Annotated in this window: 15 protein-coding genes, 1 tRNA gene and 1 pseudogene; 6 read left to right on the top strand and 11 right to left on the bottom strand. The window is 65.7% G+C overall.

Annotated elements, in window-relative coordinates; all coding sequences use genetic code 11:
* Positions 1-196: 196 nt before the first annotated feature.
* Complete coding sequence (secA, locus tag ACJ0G7_RS06705) at positions 197-3,007, bottom strand: preprotein translocase subunit SecA (protein ID WP_407395497.1); 2,811 nt, start codon at positions 3,005-3,007, stop codon at positions 197-199.
* Positions 3,008-3,633: 626 nt separating this feature from the next.
* Here secA and ACJ0G7_RS06710 point away from each other — a divergent pair.
* Entirely contained in the window at positions 3,634-4,101 is a 468-nt protein-coding gene (locus ACJ0G7_RS06710; protein ID WP_052378322.1) for a GNAT family N-acetyltransferase, read from the top strand.
* Here ACJ0G7_RS06710 and ACJ0G7_RS06715 read toward each other — a convergent pair.
* The 3 genes from ACJ0G7_RS06715 to psbZ form a co-directional block, all read right to left on the bottom strand.
* Positions 4,093-4,164 (bottom strand) — tRNA-Gly (locus ACJ0G7_RS06715). The two genes, ACJ0G7_RS06710 and ACJ0G7_RS06715, sit on opposite strands and share 9 nt — an antisense overlap.
* Positions 4,165-4,228: 64 nt before the next feature.
* Positions 4,229-4,714, bottom strand: a complete 486-nt coding sequence (ribH, locus tag ACJ0G7_RS06720) for a 6,7-dimethyl-8-ribityllumazine synthase (RefSeq protein ID WP_043694121.1) — start codon at positions 4,712-4,714, stop codon at positions 4,229-4,231.
* A gap of 7 nt (positions 4,715-4,721) precedes the next feature.
* Positions 4,722-4,910 carry a photosystem II reaction center protein PsbZ gene (gene psbZ / locus ACJ0G7_RS06725; RefSeq protein ID WP_043694118.1) on the bottom strand — a complete coding sequence of 63 codons (189 nt, stop codon included), beginning with the start codon at positions 4,908-4,910 and terminating at the stop codon, positions 4,722-4,724.
* 111 nt (positions 4,911-5,021) lie between these two features.
* On the opposite strand from psbZ, the gene mutS reads away from it, so the two are divergent.
* Positions 5,022-7,745 carry a DNA mismatch repair protein MutS gene (gene mutS, locus ACJ0G7_RS06730; protein WP_407395498.1) on the top strand — a complete coding sequence of 908 codons (2,724 nt, stop codon included), beginning with the start codon at positions 5,022-5,024 and terminating at the stop codon, positions 7,743-7,745.
* A 4-nt stretch (positions 7,746-7,749) separates the two neighbouring features.
* Here the strand turns inward: mutS and uvrB are convergent, their stop codons facing one another.
* The 3 genes from uvrB to ACJ0G7_RS06745 form a co-directional block, all read right to left on the bottom strand.
* Positions 7,750-9,789 carry an excinuclease ABC subunit UvrB gene (gene uvrB, locus ACJ0G7_RS06735; protein ID WP_043694113.1) on the bottom strand — a complete coding sequence of 680 codons (2,040 nt, stop codon included), beginning with the start codon at positions 9,787-9,789 and terminating at the stop codon, positions 7,750-7,752.
* Positions 9,790-9,810: 21 nt separating this feature from the next.
* Entirely contained in the window at positions 9,811-10,221 is a 411-nt protein-coding gene (locus ACJ0G7_RS06740) for a phage holin family protein (protein WP_407395499.1), read from the bottom strand.
* A gap of 72 nt (positions 10,222-10,293) precedes the next feature.
* Positions 10,294-11,052, bottom strand: a complete 759-nt coding sequence (locus ACJ0G7_RS06745) for a DUF561 domain-containing protein (protein ID WP_407395500.1) — start codon at positions 11,050-11,052, stop codon at positions 10,294-10,296.
* A 70-nt stretch (positions 11,053-11,122) separates the two neighbouring features.
* Here ACJ0G7_RS06745 and tilS point away from each other — a divergent pair, with 70 nt between their 5' ends.
* Positions 11,123-12,112: a tRNA lysidine(34) synthetase TilS gene (gene tilS, locus ACJ0G7_RS06750; protein ID WP_407395501.1), complete on the top strand. Its 990-nt coding sequence runs from the start codon at positions 11,123-11,125 to the stop codon at positions 12,110-12,112.
* Here the strand turns inward: tilS and ACJ0G7_RS06755 are convergent.
* Entirely contained in the window at positions 12,060-12,707 is a 648-nt protein-coding gene (locus tag ACJ0G7_RS06755; RefSeq protein ID WP_043697183.1) for a precorrin-8X methylmutase, read from the bottom strand. The genes tilS and ACJ0G7_RS06755 overlap by 53 nt on opposite strands.
* Before the next feature lie 9 nt (positions 12,708-12,716).
* Between ACJ0G7_RS06755 and holA the strand changes: the two genes are divergently transcribed.
* Entirely contained in the window at positions 12,717-13,682 is a 966-nt protein-coding gene (gene holA / locus ACJ0G7_RS06760) for a DNA polymerase III subunit delta (protein ID WP_407395502.1), read from the top strand.
* A gap of 29 nt (positions 13,683-13,711) precedes the next feature.
* Positions 13,712-15,508, top strand: a pseudogene (locus ACJ0G7_RS06765) (aspartate kinase); the annotation flags it as partial.
* Between the two features lie 723 nt (positions 15,509-16,231).
* On the opposite strand, the gene ACJ0G7_RS06770 reads toward ACJ0G7_RS06765, so the two are convergent.
* Genes ACJ0G7_RS06770 through ACJ0G7_RS06780 form a run of 3 tightly spaced genes read right to left on the bottom strand, consistent with a single transcriptional unit; the run spans position 16,232 to position 20,172 of the window.
* Positions 16,232-18,193, bottom strand: a complete 1,962-nt coding sequence (locus tag ACJ0G7_RS06770) for a ribonuclease J (protein WP_407395503.1) — start codon at positions 18,191-18,193, stop codon at positions 16,232-16,234.
* A 51-nt stretch (positions 18,194-18,244) separates the two neighbouring features.
* Positions 18,245-19,153 (bottom strand): 4-hydroxy-tetrahydrodipicolinate synthase, encoded by a 909-nt coding sequence (gene dapA / locus ACJ0G7_RS06775; protein WP_407395504.1) that lies wholly within the window; start codon positions 19,151-19,153, stop codon positions 18,245-18,247.
* Positions 19,150-20,172 (bottom strand): aspartate-semialdehyde dehydrogenase, encoded by a 1,023-nt coding sequence (locus ACJ0G7_RS06780; protein WP_407395505.1) that lies wholly within the window; start codon positions 20,170-20,172, stop codon positions 19,150-19,152. The genes dapA and ACJ0G7_RS06780 overlap by 4 nt, the downstream gene beginning before the upstream one ends.
* Positions 20,173-20,340: 168 nt before the next feature.
* Here ACJ0G7_RS06780 and tig point away from each other — a divergent pair, with 168 nt between their 5' ends.
* The gene (gene tig, locus ACJ0G7_RS06785; RefSeq protein WP_407395506.1) at positions 20,341-21,762 is read left to right on the top strand and encodes a trigger factor; all 1,422 of its coding nucleotides are present in this window, start codon (positions 20,341-20,343) and stop codon (positions 21,760-21,762) included.
* Positions 21,763-21,772: the final 10 nt, after the last annotated feature.

Here is a 21,772-nt window from a genome sequence, read left to right on the forward strand (position 1 = left end):
CCGCAGGCTCTAACTACAACTTTAGGAATGAGAATAGAGCCAAAAAATGTACCCGTGGGCCCTGGAAAGCGTGGATCACCTTTTCTGTCTCGCTACTGAGGGAATGTGAGCATCGAGCCCCGTTTTTCAGCCTCAAACCAACAGATCATGCCGGTTCGGATTAGCACAGTGGAAGCCTCCACGACGCCCGCTGGCCTCAGGCGGACTCCGCCTGAGGAGGGGCCGGCTGGAACATGAACATCGAGTAGATCACATTGCGGCGCATGTTGGTCATCATCTCGAGGAACATGTCGTAGCCCTCGTTCTTGTATTCGATCAGCGGATCCTTCTGGCCGTAGCCCCGCAGGCCGACGGACTCACGCAGGGCATCCATCGCCTGCAGATGTTCCCGCCAGAGGGTGTCGATCTGCTGGAGGATGAAGAACCGCTCGGCCTCCCGCATCAGGCCGGGACGCTGCTGCTCGATCTGACCTTCCTTGAGGTCGTAGGCATTGCGCAGCTGCTCCTGAAGGAACGCTTTGAGTTCCTCCATGCCCAGGCCCTGGATCTGATCCGGGGTGAGATCCTCCAGCAGGTTGATGAATTCCTTCACCTTGCTCACCAGCTGATCGAGATCCCATTCCTCCGGCGGCAGATCCGGATTCACATAGGCCTCCACGATCTCGTTCATCGTGCGCTCGCCGTAGCCGATCACCTGTTTCTTCAGGGCGCGGCCATCCAGCACACGGCGGCGTTCTGAATACACAGCGCGGCGCTGGTTGTTCATCACCTCGTCGTATTCGAACACCTGCTTGCGGATGTCGTAGTAGTACGTCTCCACCTTCTTCTGAGCCCCCTCCAGAGAGCGGGTGAGCATGCCGGACTCGATCGGCATGTCCTCCTCCACCCGGAAAGCGTTCATCAGGCCGGCGACCCGGTCGCCGCCGAAGATGCGCAGCAGGTTGTCGCCAAGGGAGAGGAAGAAGCGGGTGGAGCCCGGATCTCCCTGGCGGCCGGCACGGCCCCGCAGCTGGTTGTCGACGCGGCGGGATTCGTGCCGTTCCGTGCCGATCACGTGCAGACCTCCCGCCTCACGCACCCGCTCCTCCTCCTGCTTCACCACCGCGTCGTATTCCGCCCGCACCCGGGCGATCGACTCCCGCAGGGACTGGATCTGAGGGTCGTCGGTGGGAGCCTTCTCGGCCGCTGTGGCGATGCGCTCCTCCAGCTCGATCACCGTGAGGGCCCGATCCCCCCAGGCCGCCACCAGATCGCGGGCCAGCTGCCCCAGCAGCTGATCGGTGTCATCGGTGAGGGTGCAGGGGAACAGGCTCTCGCTGCTGCGCGCCGGCGCTTGGGGGGCCTCCGAGAAACCGGCCGCTGCGCTGCGCTGCAGCGGCACCGGGGGCTTGTGGCCATCCTCCGGGCGCACCAGGCGGGGCAGCAGCACCTCCCGCAGCTTGAGGCGGGCCATGTAATCGCTGTTGCCACCCAGGATGATGTCGGTGCCGCGGCCAGCCATGTTCGTGGCGATGGTGACGGCGCCGGCACGGCCGGCCTGGGCCACGATCTCCGACTCGCGCTCCACGTTCTCAGGCTTGGCATTGAGCAGGTTGTGGGGAATCTGCTGCTCCGCCAGCAGGGAGCTGAGCAGCTCACTCTTCTCCACGGAGGTGGTGCCCACCAGCACCGGCCGGCCTTTGCGGTGAATCTCCGCGGTTTCGTTGGCGACGGCGCGCCACTTGGCCGGTTCTGTCTTGTACACCTGATCCGCCCAGTCCTGACGGGCCCGGACCCGGTTGGTGGGCACGATCGTGGTTTCAAGCTTGTAGGTCTTCTCGAACTCCACCTCTTCGGTCTTGGCCGTGCCGGTCATGCCGGCCAGACGGGGATAGAGCAGGAAGAAGTTCTGGTAGGTGATCGAGGCCAGGGTCTGGGTCTCGGGCTGGATCGGCAGAGCTTCCTTGGCTTCGATCGCCTGGTGCTGGCCATCGCTCCAGCGGCGACCCGGCATGACGCGACCGGTGAACTCATCGACGATCACGGCCTCGCCATCGCGGACGATGTAGTTCACATCCTTGACGAACAGCTCCTTGGCCTTGAGGGCATTGGTGATGTAGTGGGCCCAGGGGTCCTGGGGATTGAACAGGTCCTGCACCCCCAGCATCTGTTCCGCCTTGGCGTAGCCCTCATCGGTGAGGGTGCAGCTGCGCTGCTTCTCATCCACCTCGTAATCCCCCTCGGGATCGATGCCGTCCTTGCCCATCTCGGCCGACCGCTCCAGGGATTCGGCCACCTGAGCGGCCTGCTGGTACTTCTCCTGAGGGCGCTCCACCTGACCGGAAATGATCAGCGGCGTGCGGGCTTCGTCGATCAGGATCGAATCCACCTCATCGATCACGCAGTACTGGAACTGGCGCTGCACCACCTCGCTGATGTCGGCCGCCATGTTGTCCCGCAGGTAGTCGAACCCCAGCTCGGAATTGGTGGCGTAGGTGATGTCGCAGGCGTAATTGCGGCGGCGCTCCTCCGGTCGCATGTCCTGCTGGATCAGCCCCACCGACAGGCCCAGAAAGCGGTGCACCTGGCCCATCCATTCGGCGTCGCGGCGAGCCAGGTAGTCGTTCACCGTCACCACATGCACGCCGCGGCCGGTGAGGGCATTGAGGTAACTGGGCAGTGTGGCCACCAGCGTCTTGCCCTCGCCGGTCTTCATCTCGGCGATCTGGCCTTCGTGCAGCACCATGCCGCCGATCAGCTGCACATCGAAATGGCGCATGCTCAGCACGCGCTTGCCGGCCTCACGGACGATCGCGAAGGCTTCCGGCAGGATCTCATCCAGCACCGGCCGCTGATTCTCAAGCGTGCCGGCATTGTCCAGCCGCTCGCGGAATTCGGCCGTGCGGCGGCGGAGATCGTCGTCGCTGAGAGGCGCGATGTCCTCTTCGAGGACACTGATATCGGTGACGATCGGCTGGTAGCGCTTCAGCTTGCGGGCATTGGGGTCACCCAGCAGGAGCTTGAGCATGGTGTCGGCAGCTACCAGAATTGCAGTGAAAGCCTACCCAGCAGAACGACTGACAAGGCCAGCACAGTCACAACGTTCCGCCTGAACCTTCTGATATAGGGCAGCCCGACTCAAGTACCCATAACGCGTGCGTCTCAAAAACGCTGGAAACAAGCCGGAAAATTAGCCTTCCGCAGCGAAACAGCCAGCCAAACTACATAAAGTTTGGAATTAAAAATTTCACGGAATCACTCTCCATGGATGCAACATCCACACAACCTATCTTCAAGAATGCTAAAGGGGAAAACCTCATCTTTGCATCGTGTTTAACATGCATTCAGCGAGGCTAACGCCTGCAACCTCAAACCTGGATCATGAAATAATTCAAATAAATCGGCGGCACTATGCTGAGTCCATTAATAACAAAAACAAGAGGATAGATATGACCCCTCCTGCATTTCAAGTGGTAATTGACAGACGTCTTTGATGGGATTTGGCTTTAAACCTTCATCAATGAATGATTGCTGTGTTGTGCGCTAAATCAAGTGCAGAAGCGTCCTGTTGGGGATTGATCAGCCAGAGCCAGGGAAAGGATGCGCTCCAGCGACCTTAGGACGCCCATTCCGGCGCGCTGGAAAGATGGACGGATGACACGCTTCCGCCTGGTCCGTCATGCCCCCGGTGCCCCCGGCCTGCGCTGGCTGGGCCTGGGGCCGGGCCTGCGGCCGAGCCGGGGGCTGCTGAAACTGCAGCGCCTGTTCAACAAGCACGCCTTCTGGGCCCGCCAGCGCTCCAGCGGCGATCTGCGCCGGATGCTGGCCGGCAGCCCGGTGGTGGTGAGCCTCTGGCGCGGCAAGCGGCTGGTGGGCTTCGGGCGGGCCGCCAGCGACGGGCGCTACCGCGCCGTGCTCTGGGACATCGTGGTGGCCGGAGATCTTCAGGGCCGCGGCCTCGGGCGCCGCGTGGTGGAAGCGCTGCTGGAAGCACCAGACCTGCAGGAGGTGGAGCGCATCTACCTGATGACCACGAACAGCGCCGGCTTCTACCAGCAGCTGGGGTTCAGCAATGCCGAGCCTCAGCAGCTGCTGATCCGGCGGCGTCAAACAAGCGGATGAAGAGATTCGAACTCTCGACCCTCTCCTTGGCAAGGAGATGCTCTACCACTGAGCTACATCCGCAGGTCGCCTGTGCGGGGTGTGTTCCCTGCGACCAGAAGATCATGCACCACGGCGGGGCCGCTGGTCAATCAGCCGCAGACAGCGACGCCATCAGGGATCCCATCTCCAGCGCCTGCAGGCCGTAGGACCAGCCCAGGTTGCTCTTGATGCCCGCCCGCTCCAGGGCCTGCTGCATCGTGTCGGTGGTGAGCACCCCGAAGATCACCGGCACCCCGGTGTCGCGCGCCACAGCGGCGATGCCCTTGCTCGATTCCGCCACCACCACATCGAAGTGGGGGGTATCGCCGCGGATCACCGCTCCGAGGGTGATCAGCACCTGGTAACGGCCACTGCGGGCCAGCTGCTGGGAGACAACCGGCAGCTCGAAGGATCCAGGCACCCATGCAACATCGAGCTGGGAGCTCGTCGCCGACGTATCCACGCCATGACGGGCCAGGCAATCCAGGCAGCCACTCAGCAGCTTGCCGGTGACCAGATCATTGAAACGGGCCACCACGACGGCGATGCGCAGTCCCGACGCATCGGTGAAACGTCCCTCGAAGGTGGCCATACGGTCCTCAGACGACGAAGAAGCTCACTCCCCAGTTGAGCAGAACGAGGGCCACCCACACGGCACTGCCCAGAAGGATCAACCGATTGGAACGGCCGCTGTCCTCACTGGAGGCATACAGCACCGGCACCGCAACGATCAGAGCGAAGGACGCCACCACGAGGGCAAACACGGTGAGGGTGTTGAGGTACTGCATGGGTGAACCGGTCGTGGGGCGATTCTCACATGACGGACCCGCGGCCTGAGAGCGGTTTCGGCAGTCTTCACAAGCCGACGCCCCTACGATCGGGCCTGCGTCCGAGCAACCGTGCCGAGATCCGCTGATCCCCAGCCGGAACTGGCCCTGCAGGGCAGCCTGTTCGGCGAACCGGAACCGGCTGAGGCCGCAGCGGAGCCAGCCTCTGACGCCGCCGGCGACCTCAGCGATGCGGCCCTCGGGGCCGATGCCGCCGCCAGACCCCGCCGCCGGCGGCAGCCGGAGCCGAGCGCCCCCAGCCCGGACACCGCCGGCACAGCGGACGAGAACGAAGAAGACGACGACGACCTGCCCGCCTGGGCCCACCACAGCCAGGTGGATCCGCAGCAGCTGACGCCGATGCTGCGCCATTACGTGGAGCTGAAGGCGGCCCACCCCGAGCGGGTGCTGCTCTATCGCCTCGGGGACTTCTTCGAGTGCTTCTTCGAGGATGCGATCCAGCTCTCCCGCCTGCTGGAACTCACGCTCACCGGCAAGGAGGGGGGCAAAGCCATCGGCCGTGTGCCGATGGCGGGCATTCCCCATCACGCCGCCGAGCGCTACTGCGCCGAACTGATCCGCCGCGGCTGCTGCGTGGCCCTCTGCGATCAGCTGGAGACCACCCCGGCCAAGGGAGCCCTGCTGAAACGGGACATCACCCGGGTGCTCACCCCCGGCACCGTGCTGGAGGAGGGGCTGCTCAGTGCCCGCCGCAACAACTGGCTGGCGGCCGTGGTGGTGGAGCCGGCCACCCGGCAGACACCGTTCCGATGGGGGCTGGTGAGCGCCGATGTGAGCACCGGCGAGGTGCAGCTGATGCAGCGCCACGGCAGCGACAGCCTGCATCAGGAACTGAGCCGGCTGGAGGCCTCCGAACTGCTCTGGAGCGAACCCGGCGAGCGACCGGCCTGGTGCCCCGATCGGCTGCAGCTCACCCCGATGCCCAGCACGCCCTTCAGCCGGCCGGAAGCCGAGCAGGCGCTGCTGCTGCACTACCAACTGGCCACCATCGACGGTCTGGGCCTGCAGGAGCTGCCCCTGGCGCTGCGGGCCACCGGCGGCCTGCTGGCCTATCTGCGCGACACCCAGCCCCTCGAGGAGGCCAGCCGGGTGCCGCTGGAGCGGCCTCACATCGTGCACAGCGGCGACGCCCTGGTGCTGGACGCTCAGACCCGCCGCAACCTGGAACTCACGGCCACCCAGCGGGACGGCCAGTTCCAGGGCTCCCTGCTCTGGGCGGTGGACCGCAGCCTCACCGCCATGGGAGGCCGCAGCCTGCGGCGCTGGATCGAGGCACCCCTGATGCAGCGGGCTGCCATCGAAGCCCGCCAGCAACTGATCGGCCGGCTGGTGGAGCAACGCCGTCAGCGGCAGGCGATCCGCCGGTTGCTGCGACCGATGGGCGATCTCGAACGGCTGGCGGGACGCGCCGGCGCAGGCCATGCCGGTGCCCGTGATCTGGTGGCGATCGCCGATGGCCTCGAACGCCTGCCGCGGCTGGCGACGTTGCTGGAGAGCGATGCCGCTCCGCTGCCCGACGGCATCGCGCTGCTGCAGGCCCTGGATCCGGCGCTCTCGGCATTGGCCAGCAGCATCCGGGAACAACTGCTCGAGACACCTCCTCTCTCCCTCAACGATGGAGGCCTGATCCACGACGGGGTCGACCCGCTGCTGGACGGCTTGCGCAATCAGCTCGACGACCAGGACGCCTGGCTGGCGCAGCAGGAGCAGCAGGAACGCCGCCTCAGCGGCAACAACAACCTCAGGCTCCAATACCACCGCACCTTCGGCTACTTCCTGGCGGTGAGCAAAGCCAAGGCCACCGCCGTGCCGGACCACTGGATCCGCCGCCAGACCCTGGCCAACGAGGAACGCTTCATCACGCCGGACCTGAAGGAGCGGGAGGGGCGCATCTTCCAGCTGAGGGCCCGCGCCTGCCAACGCGAATACGACCTGTTCTGTCAGCTGCGGCTGCAGGTGGGCGCGGAAGCGGAAGCCATCCGTCGCGCCGCCCGGGCCGTGGCGGCCCTCGACGCCCTCTGCGGCCTGGCGGAGGTGGCCGCCACCAGCGGTTACTGCTGCCCGCAGATCAGCGACGACCGGGTGCTGAAACTGGAGGAATCGCGCCATCCCGTGGTGGAGCAGCTGCTGGTGGAGCGAGCCTTCACCCCCAACGACGTGACCCTCGGGGATGGCCAGGACCTGGTGGTGCTCACCGGCCCCAATGCCAGCGGCAAAAGCTGCTATTTGCGGCAGCTCGGGCTGATCCAGCTGCTGGCCCAGGTGGGCAGCTGGGTGCCGGCGCGGTCGGCGCGCATCGGCCTGGCGGATCGCATCTTCACCCGCGTCGGCGCCGTGGATGATCTGGCGGCCGGCCAGTCCACCTTCATGGTGGAGATGGCGGAGACCGCCAACATCCTTCACCACGCCACAGACCGCTCCCTGGTGCTGCTCGATGAGATCGGCCGCGGCACCGCCACCTTCGATGGTCTCTCGATCGCCTGGGCCGTGAGCGAGCACCTGGCGGGCGATCTGCAGGCCCGCACCGTGTTCGCCACCCACTATCACGAGCTCAACGCCCTCTCACGGGAACGGAGCAACGTGGTGAATTTCCAGGTGCTGGTGGAGGAGACCGGCGATGACCTGGTGTTCCTGCACAAAGTGAGTGCCGGTGGCGCCAGCCGCAGTTACGGCATCGAGGCAGCCCGACTCGCCGGTGTGCCCCCAAGCGTGGTGCTGCGGGCCCGCCAGGTTCTCGATCGTCTCGATCAGGACGACCTGCCTCTGGCCGCCTGACGCTTCAGACCTTGCCCGCCATCTTCTGACGCAGCTGCTTGATGCGGTCGCGCAGGTTGGCGGCGTCCTCGAAGTCCAGCTTCTTGGCCGCCTCCTTCATCTTCCCTTCCAGCTGTTCAATCAGCTCCGGCAGCGCCTCCAGGGCCATGCCGGCATCGGGGTCCTCCTCCAGGGCCTTGGCGGCCTTGCCGGCCACCTGCACCAGATCGGCATCGGGGCCGTCCTGCTTCAGCTTGCGGCTCAGTTCCAGGAAACTGAGAATCGAATTGCTGGCCTTCTTGCCGGCGGCGGTGGGCACCACACCGTGCTTCTCGTTGTAGGCCTGCTGAATCGCCCGGCGGCGCTCGGTCTCCGAAATCGCCTTGGCCATGGAATCGGTGAGGTTGTCGGCGTAGAGCAGGGCCACACCCTCCACATGGCGTGCCGCCCGGCCGATGGTCTGGATCAGCGAACGCTCCGCCCGCAGGAAGCCCTCCTTGTCCGCATCGAGGATCGCCACCAGGCTCACCTCCGGCAGGTCCAGCCCCTCCCGCAGCAGGTTCACGCCCACCAGCACGTCGTATTCACCCAGGCGCAGGTCCTGAATGATCTCGATCCGCTCGATCGAGTGGATCTCCGAATGCAGATAGCGCACGCGCACCTCGTTCTCCGCCAGGTAGTCGGTGAGGTCCTCCGCCATGCGCTTGGTGAGGGTCGTCACCAGCACCCTCTGCTGCTTCGCGGCCCGGTCGCGGATCTCTCCCAGCAGGTCATCCACCTGACCGGTGGTGGGCCGCACCTCCACGATCGGATCGAGCACGCCGGTGGGGCGGATCACCTGCTGGGCCACCTGTTCACCGCTCACCTCCAGCTCCCAGTTGCCCGGGGTGGCACTCACAAACACGGTCTGACTGGCCTTCTCCCAGAACTCCTCCCCCTTCAGCGGCCGGTTGTCGGCAGCGCTGGGGAGGCGGAAGCCGTGCTCGATCAGCACCTTCTTGCGGGCCTGATCGCCGTTGTACATCGCCTGCAGCTGCGAACAGGTGACGTGGCTCTCGTCCACGATCAGCAGCCAGTCCTTGGGGAAGTAATCGATCAGGCACTCCGGCGGAGAACCCTCCTCCCGGCCGGCCAGATGACGGGCGTAGTTCTCCACGCCGTTGCAGTAACCCACCTGCCCCAGCATCTCCAGGTCGTACTTGGTGCGCTGCTCCAGGCGCTGGGCCTCCAGCAGCTTGCCCTCGGCATTGAGCACCTCCAGCCGCTCCCGCAGTTCGCTGCGGATGGCGCCGATCGCCGACTCGAGACGATCCTTGGGCGTCACGAAGTGCTTGGCGGGGTAGATGTTCACCGCATCGATGCTCTGGAGGATCTCACCGGTGGTGGGGTCCACGTAGCGGATCGCCTCCACCTCGTCGCCGAACAGCTCGATGCGCACCAGCCGGTCTTCGTAGGCCGGGCCGATCTCCAGCACGTCCCCCTTGATCCGGAAACGCCCCCGGGCGATCTCCACATCGTTGCGGCTGTACTGGTTGTCCACCAGCTCGCGCAGCTGACGGCGCACATTGAGCGTTTCCCCCACCTCGAACTTCACCGCGGCCTTGAGGTATTCACTGGGGATGCCCAGGCCGTAGATGCAGCTGATCGAGGCCACCACGATCACGTCGCGCCGTTCGAACAGGGATCGGGTCGCCGAGTGACGCAGCATGTCGATCTCCTCGTTGATCGACGCGGTCTTGGCGATGTAGGTGTCGCTGACCGGAACGTAGGCCTCCGGCTGGTAGTAGTCGTAGTACGAGATGAAGTATTCGACGGCGTTCTCGGGGAAGAACTCCCGCAGCTCATTGCACAGCTGCGCGGCCAGCGTCTTGTTGTGAGCGAGCACCAGCGCCGGTCGTCCGGTCTTGGCGATCACATTCGCCATCGTGAAGGTCTTGCCCGTGCCGGTGGCTCCCAGCAGGGTCTGATAACGCTCGCCGCCGTTGACGCCTTTCACCAGCTGCTGGATCGCCGTCGGCTGATCCCCCTTGGGGGAGTAAGGCGCCGTGAGGTCGAAGGCAGGCATGAACGCCGGCGTGGCGGTCGCTCAGCTTATGGGCAATGCCGCGCGAGTGAAGTCCACATCCGCCAGGCCGAGGGCGTTGATCACGATGGCGCTGATCACGCCGTAGGCCACGGCTCCGAACACGGCGCTGGAAAGGCCGTTCTTCAGGCTGAAGCCATTGATCATCCGCGCCGCCATAGCAAACAACACCACGGTGATCAGCCAGTTGAACAACCAGGTGATCGGTGCGATCAGACCCCCAAGACTGGCCACCGCCCAGGGCAGAGCGAGGATCAGCTTCAGGGGCAGGATCAGCAGCGTGCCGAGCAGGCCGATCACCACGGCCGACGAGAGCGCCGTGCCGAAGCTCGCCATCTCAACGCCGAGAGGGAGCGCTCCCACAAGCAGCAACACCAAAGCCCTGACGGGCCACTGCAGCAACCAACCGATCATTTTCGAACCGTGGGGGAGGACTCGACGCTCAACGTAGAAATCAAGCCCTCCGCTGTCAGCAACCGGGGCGACTCAGACACGGCTGGGGACGGCCTGCAGCAACGCTGCCCGCAGACCGCGAACCACGGCCACCATCGCCAGCTCATCGCTGAGGCGGTTCACCGCAGAGCCGACACCGACGCCTGCGGCACCAGCGGCAATCGCCATCGGCAGGGTGACCGCCGAAAGTCCGGACGCACAGAGCACGGGCACATCCACAGCCCGGCTGATGCAGTGAGCCGCCGCAAGGGTGGGAGCCGCCTTCTCGATCAGGCCGAGGCTGCCGGCACTGAAGGGCCTGGCACTGGTGCCGCCCTCGGTCTGGATCAGGTCAGCTCCGGCCGCCACCAGATCCACAGCCAGCTGCTCCTGCTGGTCCAGCGGCAGCACATGGGGCACGGTCACGCTGAGCACCACCTGCGGCAGCAGCTCCCGGGTGCGACGGGTGAGGGCCAGCACCTCCTCAGCGCCGAACACGCGGCCCTCGGGATAGAAGGCATCGAAATTGCCGATCTCCACCATCACCGCACCGGCTGCAACCGCCGCTGGAAACTGCTCCGGCTCCACCGAAGACACGCAGACCGGCACACCACCGGACTCACGGATCGCCAGCGACACCAGTTCCGGATCGCAGGCCACGTCGATCAGATCAGCCCCGCCATGGCCGGCTGCACGAGCCACACGCGCGACGCTGGCCGCATCGAAGTTCATCAGGCCGGCGATCACCTTGAGCGCCGAACGCTGCTCGAGGCTGCGCTGCAGAGCGACGGGCAGCTGCTGGAGACGGGACATGGAGACTGGACAGCGATCCGTTGATTCTCACACCGTGGAGGAACCCTGTCCGCCACCGTGAGCTAAGACCGTGAGCTGGACTCCCTGGCACGATCGACTGCATCGCCGCTTGCTGCAGCAGCCGGCCTTGCTGCCCAGCGGAAGCCGACTGCTGCTGGCGATCTCCGGCGGCCAGGATTCGATGGCGCTCTGTGCCCTGCTGACGGAGCTGGTGCCGTTGCACCGGTGGGACCTGACGCTCTGGCATGGCGACCACGGCTGGCATCCGGACTCCGGGCGGATCGCAACGGAACTCAGCGACTGGGCCCGCAGCCATCAGCTGGCGATCCGGATCGAACGGGCGGAGCCCACCGCAGTCGCCAGCGAAGCCGCTGCCCGGAGCTGGCGTTACACCTGCCTGATGGAGCAGGCCAGCGCCGAACAACGCGATGTGGTCACCGGCCACACGGCCACCGACCGGGCCGAAACCCTGCTGCTGCAGATGGCCCGCGGAACCGACCTGGCCGGCCTCGGCAGCCTGCGGCCGCTGCGGCCCCTCTCGGCCGCCGCACCCGAGGGGCCCTGGCTGCGGCGGCCGCTGCTGAGCTTCAGCCGCCATGACACCGGCGCCATCTGCCGCGACCTGACGCTGCCGCTGTGGCTCGACCCCAGCAATGCAGACCCCGCCTACGCCCGCAACAGGGTCCGCCTGGAGCTCCTGCCGGTGCTGGAGGCCCTGCATCCCGGGGCGGAGCGGCGGATGGCGGATCTGGCGGAGCGACTGTCCCAGGTGCAGGACACCCGCCAGGAACTGGCGGAGCTGGCGCTGCAGCACCTGCAACGCCCCGATGGTCTGGACCGCCGCGGCCTCGGTCGTCTGAGCGGTGCCAGCCGACGACAGCTGCTGGCCCTCTGGCTGGACCAGCAAGGGGTGACGGGCTGCGATGCCGAACTGCTGGAGGAGCTGAGCCGGCGACTCGCGCTCGGTGCCGCCGGCGGCGGCTGTGATCTGCCCGGGGGCTGGCGCCTCAGCTGGCAGGGGAATGATCTGACGCTGCTGCCGCCCGCAGCAGCGCGTTGACGGCCGCCCCCACCAGACCCGCTCCGCCGCGGCTGCTGTCGAGCCGGATCTGGGGCAGATCACTGCAGGCCAGATGACGCTTGCTGTCCTCAACGCCAACGAAGCCCACAGGCATGCCGATCACCAGACTCGGGGCTGGCTGGCCAGCCGCCACCTGATCCAGCAGCAGCTCCAGGGCCGTCGGCGCACTGCCGATCAGCACCAGCGGTGCCGGGGCGACGGCACTCAGCTCCCTCCAGGCGAGAGCCATGCCGGCCGCCGTGCGGGTCGAACCCGCGGGCGCCTGGTCTGGGGCCCAGTCCAGAACACAGTGCACCGGCGTGCCCAGAGTGCGGCCGGCCATCGGTGCCACCGCCGCGGCCGCCATCGCTGTGTCGGTGAGGATCGCCGCGCCACGCCGCAGCGCCTCCACCCCCCGCTCGCAGGCGCCGGGGCTGAACCGCAGCAGAGGGGCCAGCCCTGGATCGCCGCTGCTGTGCACCAGACGTTCCAGCACCTGCTGCTGCAGTGGATCAAGTCCGGTGTTGCCCAGCAGAGCACGGATGCGCCGGATGCTTTCGGTGAAGATCGGGTGGTCCTGGGCCATCAACGCCATCATCAGCGCATGCCCATTCATTTGATCTGGGGAGATGACGCCGCGGCACGGGACCGGGCCATCGATGCGCTGATCAAAACGCTGGTGGACCCCGCCTGGAGCAGCATCAACCTCAGCCGCCTCGACGGTGCCGAAGCCGGGCAGGCGGCTCAGGCCCTGGAGGAGGCCCGCACGCCGCCGTTCGCCAGTGGCGGCCGCGTGGTGCTGCTGCAGCGCAGTCCGTTCTGCAACGCCTGCCCCACGGAGCTGGCGGATCGCTTCGAAGCCTCCCTGGAGCTGCTGGCGGACGACGCCCATCTGGTGTTGGTGAACCCCGCCAAACCGGATGGCCGCCTGCGCACCACCAAGGCGCTGCAGAAGCGGATCAAGCAGGGACTGGACCATGAGCAACGCTTTCAACTGCCGGCGGTCTGGGACGGCGCCGGTCTGCGCCAGCTGGTGGAACGCACCGCCGATGCCCTTGGACTGCAACTGGAACGCGATGCCATCGACCCTCTTGTGGAAGCGATCGGCAACGACAGCGCCCGCCTGGAATCGGAACTGCGCAAGCTGTCGCTGCGGGCCACCACCATCAACGCAGCGCTCGTGGAGGAGCTGGTGGGCGGTCTGGCCACCAACGCTCTGCAGGTGGGGGATGCGCTGCTGGAGGGGAATGCGGGCGAGGCGATCGCCCGTTGGGATGCCCTGATCGATGCCGGTGAACCGGCCCTGCGCATCGTCGCCACCCTCACCGGGCAGATCCGTGGCTGGCTTTGGGTGAGCCTGCTGGAGCAGCAGGGAGAGCGGGATGTGGCGGTGATCGCCAAGGCCGCCGGCATCGGCAACCCGAAGCGCATCTATGTGATGCGCAAACAGCTGCAGGGGCGGCCTGCCAAGCGGTTTCTCTCCCTGCTGGGACGCCTGCTGGAGGTGGAGGCACGACTGAAGCGGGGATCGCCACCGGAGGATGCCTTCCGCGACGGCCTGCTGGGGTGAGAAACTCCAGCGTTACTGGGATCCCGCGCATGGCCCTGTTGGTGCAGAAGTTCGGCGGCACCTCCGTCGGCAGCGTCGAGCGCATCCAGGCCGTGGCTCAGCGCATCGCCCGCTGCCGGGAGGAAGGCCACGACGTGGTCGTGGTGGTCTCCGCCATGGGGCACACCACCGACGAACTCACCGGGCTGGCGGCAGCGATCAACGCCGACCCGCCGCGACGGGAGATGGACATGCTGCTGGCCAGCGGCGAGCAGGTGTCGATCGCACTGCTGGCGATGGCTCTGAACGCTCTTGGGGTGAGCGCTGTGTCGATGACCGGCCCGCAGGTCGGCATCGTCACCGAATCCACCCACGGCCGTGCGCGCATCCTCGAGATCCGCACCGACCGGGTGCAGGGTCGCCTGGCGGACGGCTCCGTCGTGGTGGTGGCCGGGTTTCAAGGCACCAGCAGCGGCAGCGGCGGAATCGCGGAGATCACCACCCTGGGCCGCGGCGGATCGGACACCTCGGCCGTTGCTCTTGCCGCGGCGCTCGGCGCCGACGCCTGCGAGATCTACACCGATGTGCCGGGTGTGCTGACCACGGATCCGCGCAAGGTGACCGATGCCCAGCTGATGACCGAGATCAGCTGTGACGAGATGCTGGAACTCGCCAGCCTGGGAGCGTCTGTGCTGCATCCCCGGGCGGTGGAGATCGCACGCAACTACGGGGTTCCCCTGGTGGTGCGCTCCAGCTGGAGCGACGCTCCAGGCACACGGCTCACCAGCCGCAGTCGCCGCCCGATCGGCCGGGACGGCCTCGAGCTCGGCAGTCCCGTGGACGGCGTGGAACAGCTGGATCAGCAGGCGGTGCTGGGGCTTTCAAGAATTCCCGATCAACCCGGCATCGCCGCCCGTCTGTTCGAGACGCTGTCCGGGGCGGACATCAACGTTGATCTGATCATCCAGTCGACCCATGAGGGCAGCAGCAACGACATCACCTTCACCGTGGCGGAAGCGGATCTGGAGCGGGCCAAGGACGTCTGTGCCGGACTGCTTCAGAGCCTCGGGGGCGATCTCTCGGCCGAAGGAGGCATGACCAAGCTGAGCATCAGCGGCGCGGGGATGATGGGGCGCCCCGGCATCGCCGCCGGACTGTTCACCTGTCTGTCGCAGCAAGGCATCAACCTGCGGCTGATCGCCACCAGCGAAGTGAAGGTGAGCTGCGTGATTGACGCCGCGAACGGACGCAAGGCGCTGCAGGCCGTGCGCGAGGCCTTCGAAGTGCAGGATGCACAGGTTCAGCTGAATCCATCCGTCTGCGACAGGGGCGAACCGGAGGTACGAGGGGTCGCCCTCGACCGGGATCAGGCGCAGCTGAGTGTGCGGCACGTGCCGGACCGTCCGGGGACGGCGGCAGCCCTCTGTTCAGCCCTGGCCGAAGCCGGCATCAGTCTTGATGCGATCGTCCAGTCCGAGCGGCAGCACGGTGATGGGTCGCGGGACATCAGCTTCATCCTGCGCAAGGAGGACCGGGACCGAGCTGATGTCGCCCTGGCCCCCCTGCTGGCGCAGTGGCCTGGAGCCGCCTTGGAGGAAGGGCCCGCGATTGCCCGGGTGAGCGCTGTCGGGGCCGGCATGCCGGCCACCGCCGGAACCGCGGGCCGCATGTTCCGGGCCCTGGCGGAAGCCGACATCAACATCGCCCTGATCGCCACCAGCGAGATCCGCACCAGCTGCCTCGTGGCGGACGCTGCCGGCGTGGCTGCTCTGAAGGCGGTCCACGCCGGATTCGAGCTGGGCGGCGGGAAGCATCATCAGGCGCAGGGAACCGCCTCACCCCTGGACAAGCGACTGATGGACGGCGATTTCCAGCAGCGATACCAGGCAGCCGAACAGGCGTACGGGGAAGGGCGGTATACCGATGCCGACACGCTGGCCACGACTCTGCTCCAGCAGCTGGAAGCCACCCCGGACTCGCCCGAAACCCGCGCAGCGAAACTGGGCTGGCGGGCCATCGTCGGCCTGTTGCTGGGCCACATCACGCTGTACGGACAGCAGCAGCCCGACCCGGCAGCGGGCTTCTATCAACTGGTTCTGGACAGTGATCCCCAGGAGACGCTGGCGGAACTCGCCCGTCAGGGGCTGAACCGTTGTCAGGCACAGCAGCCCGGCGAAGCGCAGCGGCCGGACCTGCTGCAGGATCCGTTCGTCAATTCCGGCTCGGCAGCAGCACCATCCGCACAGCAACAACAAGCGCGGCCCACCGCCATGCCTTGGCTGGATGCACCGTCGCCTGCGGAGCCGGAGCCTGAACCAAGTCCGACGCCAACACCAAGCCAGGAACCTCTCCAAGCCCAGGAACACTTCCAAACCCAGGAAAGTCCCGCAGAGGCTGAGCAGGAAGAGACTGAGCAGGAAGAGGCTGAAACCAGCGACCCTGAGCAGGTGCTGAGCGGCGCCCTGCTGAGAGTTCGGCTGGACGCCATGCAGGAGGCAGACCCTGAGCAGAGAGCCGATGACAGTGCATCAGCCTCTCTGCTCCAGCGGCTACGACGACAGCTGAGGCGTTCAGACCGCCGCTGAACGACGGCGACGGGTGCGGCCAGCAGGAATCTCCGGTTCCGGCTCCACCTTGGGCTCCACCTTCTCGGCAACTGCCGCCTTGGCCGCGGTGGGAGCCACCTTGACGGGCGCTGGCGCAGGATCACGACGGCCATTGCTGGCACTGGCGGGGCGCCCTGCGCGACCACGGGAAGCGGGACGGTCGTCCTTCTCCTCCATCGCCTTCGACTTGTAGGCAGGCGTTCCGGAAGGAGCCGGCTGCACCAGGCAGAGAATCAGCGGCTCCACCTGCAGCTCACGGCGCATGCGCCGGCCGAGGCCCACTTCCACTTCCCGCTGCACACCCATCCAGTCCACTTCCGGTGCCTTGCCGCCGGTGTTGCGGCAGAGCTGCTTCCACTTGTTCTCGAGCACCCAGGTGATCTCGCGCTCGGTCCACATCGACATCTTGCGGGCATCGGCGGTCGTGACCACACCGCGCAGGTTGACCCGAGGCGGCGCCACCATCTGACCGTCGGTGCTGATGGCCGCGAGGATCGTGATGATGCCGTCCTCCGCCAGCTGCTGACGCTCCTTCAGCACCCTGGCGTCGACGATGCCGTTGCGGGATTGATCGAGCAGCTCGATGCCGGCCTTCACCGGATCCCCCTTGCGGATCGAATCCGGAGTGAGCTCAACCACATCACCGTTGTCGATGATCAGCGTGTTGTTCTCCGGCACACCCATGGAGTGACCGGTCTTGGCGTGCTGAACAAGCATGCGGTGCTCGCCGTGCACAGGCACGAAGAACTTCGGTTTGGTCAGGGCCAGCATCAGCTTCTGGTCCTCCTGGAAGCCGTGACCGGACACATGGATGCCTTCGCCCTTGCCGTAAACGACCTTGGCCCCGAGCATCATCAGGCGGTCGATCGTGTTGACCACGGAAATCGTGTTTCCAGGGATCGGGCTGGCGGAGAAGATGATCGTGTCGCTGGGCTTCACCTTCACCTGGGGATGCTCCCCACGGGAGATGCGGCTCAGAGCGGCCAGCGGCTCACCCTGACTGCCGGTCATCAGCAGCAGCGTCTCGCGATCGGGCACATCATTGATCTGCTTGATCGGCACGAACAGATCATCCGGAGCACGCATGTAGCCGAGCTCGCGGGCCTTGGCGATCACGTTGAGCATGGAACGCCCGAGCAGGCCAACCTTGCGGCCGTTCTTGAGAGCCAGTTCGAGGATCATCGAAACCCGGTGGATCGAACTGGCGAAGGTGGTGATGATCACTCGCCCCTCGGCACTGGCCATGTGGCGATCGAGGTTGGGGAACACCGAACGCTCCGGCGGGCAGAAACCCGGCACCTCTGCGTTGGTTGAATCGCTGAACAGGCAGAGAACACCCTGTTCACCGTGGTGTGCCAGGCGGGCGATGTCGAAGAATTCGCCATCCACCGGTGTGTGATCGAACTTGAAGTCGCCGGTGAAGATGATCGTGCCCACCGGAGTGGTGATGGCCAGCGAATAGCTGTCGGCCATCGAGTGGGTGTTGCGGATGAATTCCACCGAGAAGTGCTGACCCACCTTCACCACTTCCCGCGGGGTGACGGTCTGCAGCGTGGTGCGGTCGGTGACGCCCGCCTCTTCCATCTTTCCGGTGAGCATCGACAGGGCCAGGCGCGGCCCGTAGATCACCGGAATGTTGAAGTGCTTGAGGTGATGGGAGATGCCACCGATGTGGTCCTCATGCCCATGGGTGACGATCATGCCCCGGATCCGCTTCTGGTTCTCGCGCAGGAAGCTGGTGTCAGGCAGCACCACATTCACGCCATGCATGCCGTCGCTGGGGAAAGCGAGGCCGGCATCCACCAGCATCAGGTCATCGCCGTACTCGAACACACAGGTGTTCTTGCCGATCTCGTGCAGGCCGCCGAGGGGGATCACCCGCAGGCAGGGCTCCTGGCCTTTCGCGGATCTGGAACTGTTGGTCATGGAAAAAAGGGAACGAAAGAGAACTTGTGTGCGTAAGCCTTTGAACCGGACCTAGGTCTGGCGTAGGGCGGACAGGATCTGGGACAGGGCATCTCGCATGGCGTCAGGCAGAGGGTTGAGGGGAAGACGGGGATCGCCGACGGGGAAGCCGCTGAGCTGGAGAGCTGCTTTCACCGGGATCGGATTGGTGGTGGCAAACAGGGCCTTGAAGAGGGGCTGCAACTGTTCGTGGTGGCCGAGCGCTATCGCTCCCTGACCACTGAGGTGAGCTTCGATCATGGCGCGGATGCGACGCCCTGCGATGTGGCTTGCCACGCTCACCACACCGACGGCGCCCACGGCGAGCATCGGCAGGGTGAGGCCATCGTCGCCGCTGTAGATCGCCAGGCGCGGACCACAGGCCAGACGCAGCTGCGTGACCTCCTCCGTGGTGCCGCTGGCCGCCTTGAAACTGGTGATGTTGGGGCAGTCCATCAACCGAGCCGCCGTGGCGGGTTGAAGGCTGCAACCGGTCCGACCGGGAATGTTGTAAAGCATCAGGGGCAGATCCGGTGCTGCAGCCGAAACAGCCCGGAAATGAGCCTCCAATCCATCCTGAGGCGGCTTGTTGTAGTAGGGCGCCACCACGAGAGCACCGTCCGCTCCGGCCTCGGCAGCCTCGCGGGTGGCCGTCACCGCTTCGGCGGTGCTGTTGCTGCCGGTGCCCGCCAGCACCTTCACTCCAGGACCCACCGCCTGCCGCACGGCTTCCAGCAGTTGCCGCTGTTCCTGCCAGCTGAGGGTGGGTGACTCACCGGTGGTGCCGCACACCACAAGGCCATCGGACCCCTCATCCACGAGATGACGGGCAAGACGGCCGGCCAGCGCCAGATCAACGGCTCCCGCCCCATCGAAGGGGGTGACCATCGCCGTGACCAGACGGCCGAAGGGAGTGGGGGATCGTTCAGCGGAGGAACTCATGACCGCACCAGCAGCTCAGCGATCTGAATGGCATTCAGCGCAGCACCCTTGCGGATCTGATCACCGCAGAGCCAGAGCTCCAGAGCGTTGGGGTCACTGATGTCCTGGCGGATGCGACCGATGGCGACGGGATCGCGCCCGGTCACGTCCGTCGGCATCGGGAAGCGGTTGCAGCCGTGATCCTCGATCAGCTCCACACCGGGCGCCTTCCCCAGCAGGGAACGAGCGGTTTCCACCGGGAACGGTTGCTCGAACTCGATGTTCACCGCTTCGGAATGGGCCCGGAGCACGGGCACCCGCACACAGGTGGCCGAGAAGCGCAGATCCGGCAGACCCATGATCTTCCGGGTTTCATTCACCATTTTCATCTCCTCCTCGCAGTAACTGTTCTCCTGCAGAGGTGAGTTGTGGAGAAACAGATTGAAGGCCAGGGAATGAGGGAGCACCTCACTGGTGGGAGTTCCTCCATCCAGAACGGTCTGCGAAAGGGTTTTGAGTTCCTCCATCGCCCGGGCTCCTGCACCGCTGGCGGATTGATAGGTGCTGACGAGCACCCGTCGCATCGGCTGATGCGCCGCCAGAGGCGCCAGGGCAAGCGTGAGCAGAATCGTGGTGCAGTTGGGGTTGGCGATCACGCCCTGATGCAGGAACGCCGCATCGGGATTCACTTCCGGAACCACCAGGGGGACCCCCTCCTCCATGCGGAAGGCGCTGGAGTTGTCCACCATCACCGCGCCGGCCGCCGTGATCGCGTCACGCCATTGACGGGAAATCGATCCACCGGCGGAGGCCAGCACCAGATCGATGCCCTCGAAACTGGAGGCATCGACTTCCTGCACGGTGAGGGAGCGGCCGTTCCAGGTCTGGGTCTGACCGGCGGAGCGGGCTGAAGCCAGAAGTTTCAACTCGGCGACAGGAAATCCACGCTCCTCGAGAAGAATCAGAAGCTCCTGCCCGACGGCGCCGCTAGCGCCGAGAACAGCAACGTTCAGGGGTCGATCTGGAAGGGATGGAGGCAAGCGTGCGGTCTGGTCTGAACAGAAAGCGGGCCGAAGAAGTGCCGGATGGCGCGCCGCATTGCAGGGGGCTGGCGCGTCCGGTTCAGCGATGGCCCCACCCTACTGGGGAGTGGCGTGGCCAACCATTTCTTAAAGTGATGGGCTGCCCTGTGATCCAACCGACCCGCCATGAGCGCAGCAGCCCTGAAGGTGAGCACCGAATCCAAACCGGGCAGTCGACTGTCGGTGAAGGTCACGGTGCCGGGGGAGCGCAGCAAGGCCAGCTACGAGGAGGCGATCAGCAGCCTCAGTCGCAACATCAACCTGCCGGGCTTTCGCAAGGGCAAGGTTCCCCGCACGGTCGTGATGCAGCAGCTTGGAGCGGTTCGCATCAAGGCCACAGCGCTGGAAAGCCTTGTGGACACGGTCTGGCGCGAGGCGATCAAGCAGGAAGCTCTGGAACCGCTCAGCCAGCCGGATTTGAGTGGCGGCTTCGAGGGTCTGCTGGCGACGTTCGAACCCGGTTCGGAGTTGACCATCACCCTGGAAGCGGATGTGGCCCCAACACCGAAGCTGAAAACCACCCGAGGGCTGACAGCGGAATTCGAACCGGTGGCCTACGAGGCCTCGAAGATCGACGACATGCTCGAGGACTCGCGCAAGCAGCTGGCCACCGTGGTGCCTGTGGAGGACCGGTCCGCCGCCAAGGGCGATATCGCCGTGCTGGGCTTCAAGGGCACCTACAGCGACGACGGCAGTGACATCGAGGGGGGCAGTGCCGACTCGATGGATGTGGACCTGGAGCACGGCCGCATGATCCCCGGCTTCATCGAAGGGGTGATCGGCATGAGCATCGGCGAGACGAAAACCGTTGACTGCCAGTTCCCGGAGGACTACCCCAAGGACGACGCCCGCGGCCGCAAAGCGTCCTTCGAGATCGAGCTGAAGGATCTCAAAACCCGCGAACTGCCGGCGCTCGACGACGCCTTCGCCCAACAGGCCAGCGAACAAGACACCCTGGCCGATCTGCGCAAAGACCTCGAACAGCGATTGAAGGATGACGCCGAGCGTCGTCAGACCAGCAACCGCCGCGATGCCCTGGTCGGGGCCCTGGTGGAGCAGCTGGAGGTGGAGCTTCCGGAAGCACTGATCCAGCAGGAGAGCCGCAATCTCCTGGAGCAGACCGCTGCTCAGTTCGCACAGCAGGGCATGGATGTGAAATCACTGTTCACACCCGAGCTTGTGCGCAATCTGATGCAGAGGTCCAGACCGGAGGCCGAGGAGCGTCTGCGCCGCAGCTTCGCCCTCACCGCACTGGCTGAAGCGGAAGGCATCAAGGTTGATGAGCCGGCTGTGGAAGCCAAGCTCGAGGAGGTGAGAAAGGAACTCTCGGCTGACGCCAAGATCGATCCGCAACGTCTGCGTCAGGCCGTGATGGATGACCTGATCCAGGAGCAGCTGATGAGCTGGCTGGAGGAGAACAGCACCCTCACCGAACGGGCAGCCACGACGCCATCGGAGGCCTCCGAGGCCAAGCCTGCTGGCAAGAAAAAGGCTGCCAGCAAGAAGACATCCGACGAGTCCGGGTCCAAGGCGGACTCCGACGCGTGAGCACCGCCCA

It is taken from the genome of Parasynechococcus sp. (assembly GCF_045559935.1).
Lineage (GTDB): Bacteria > Cyanobacteriota > Cyanobacteriia > PCC-6307 > Cyanobiaceae > Parasynechococcus.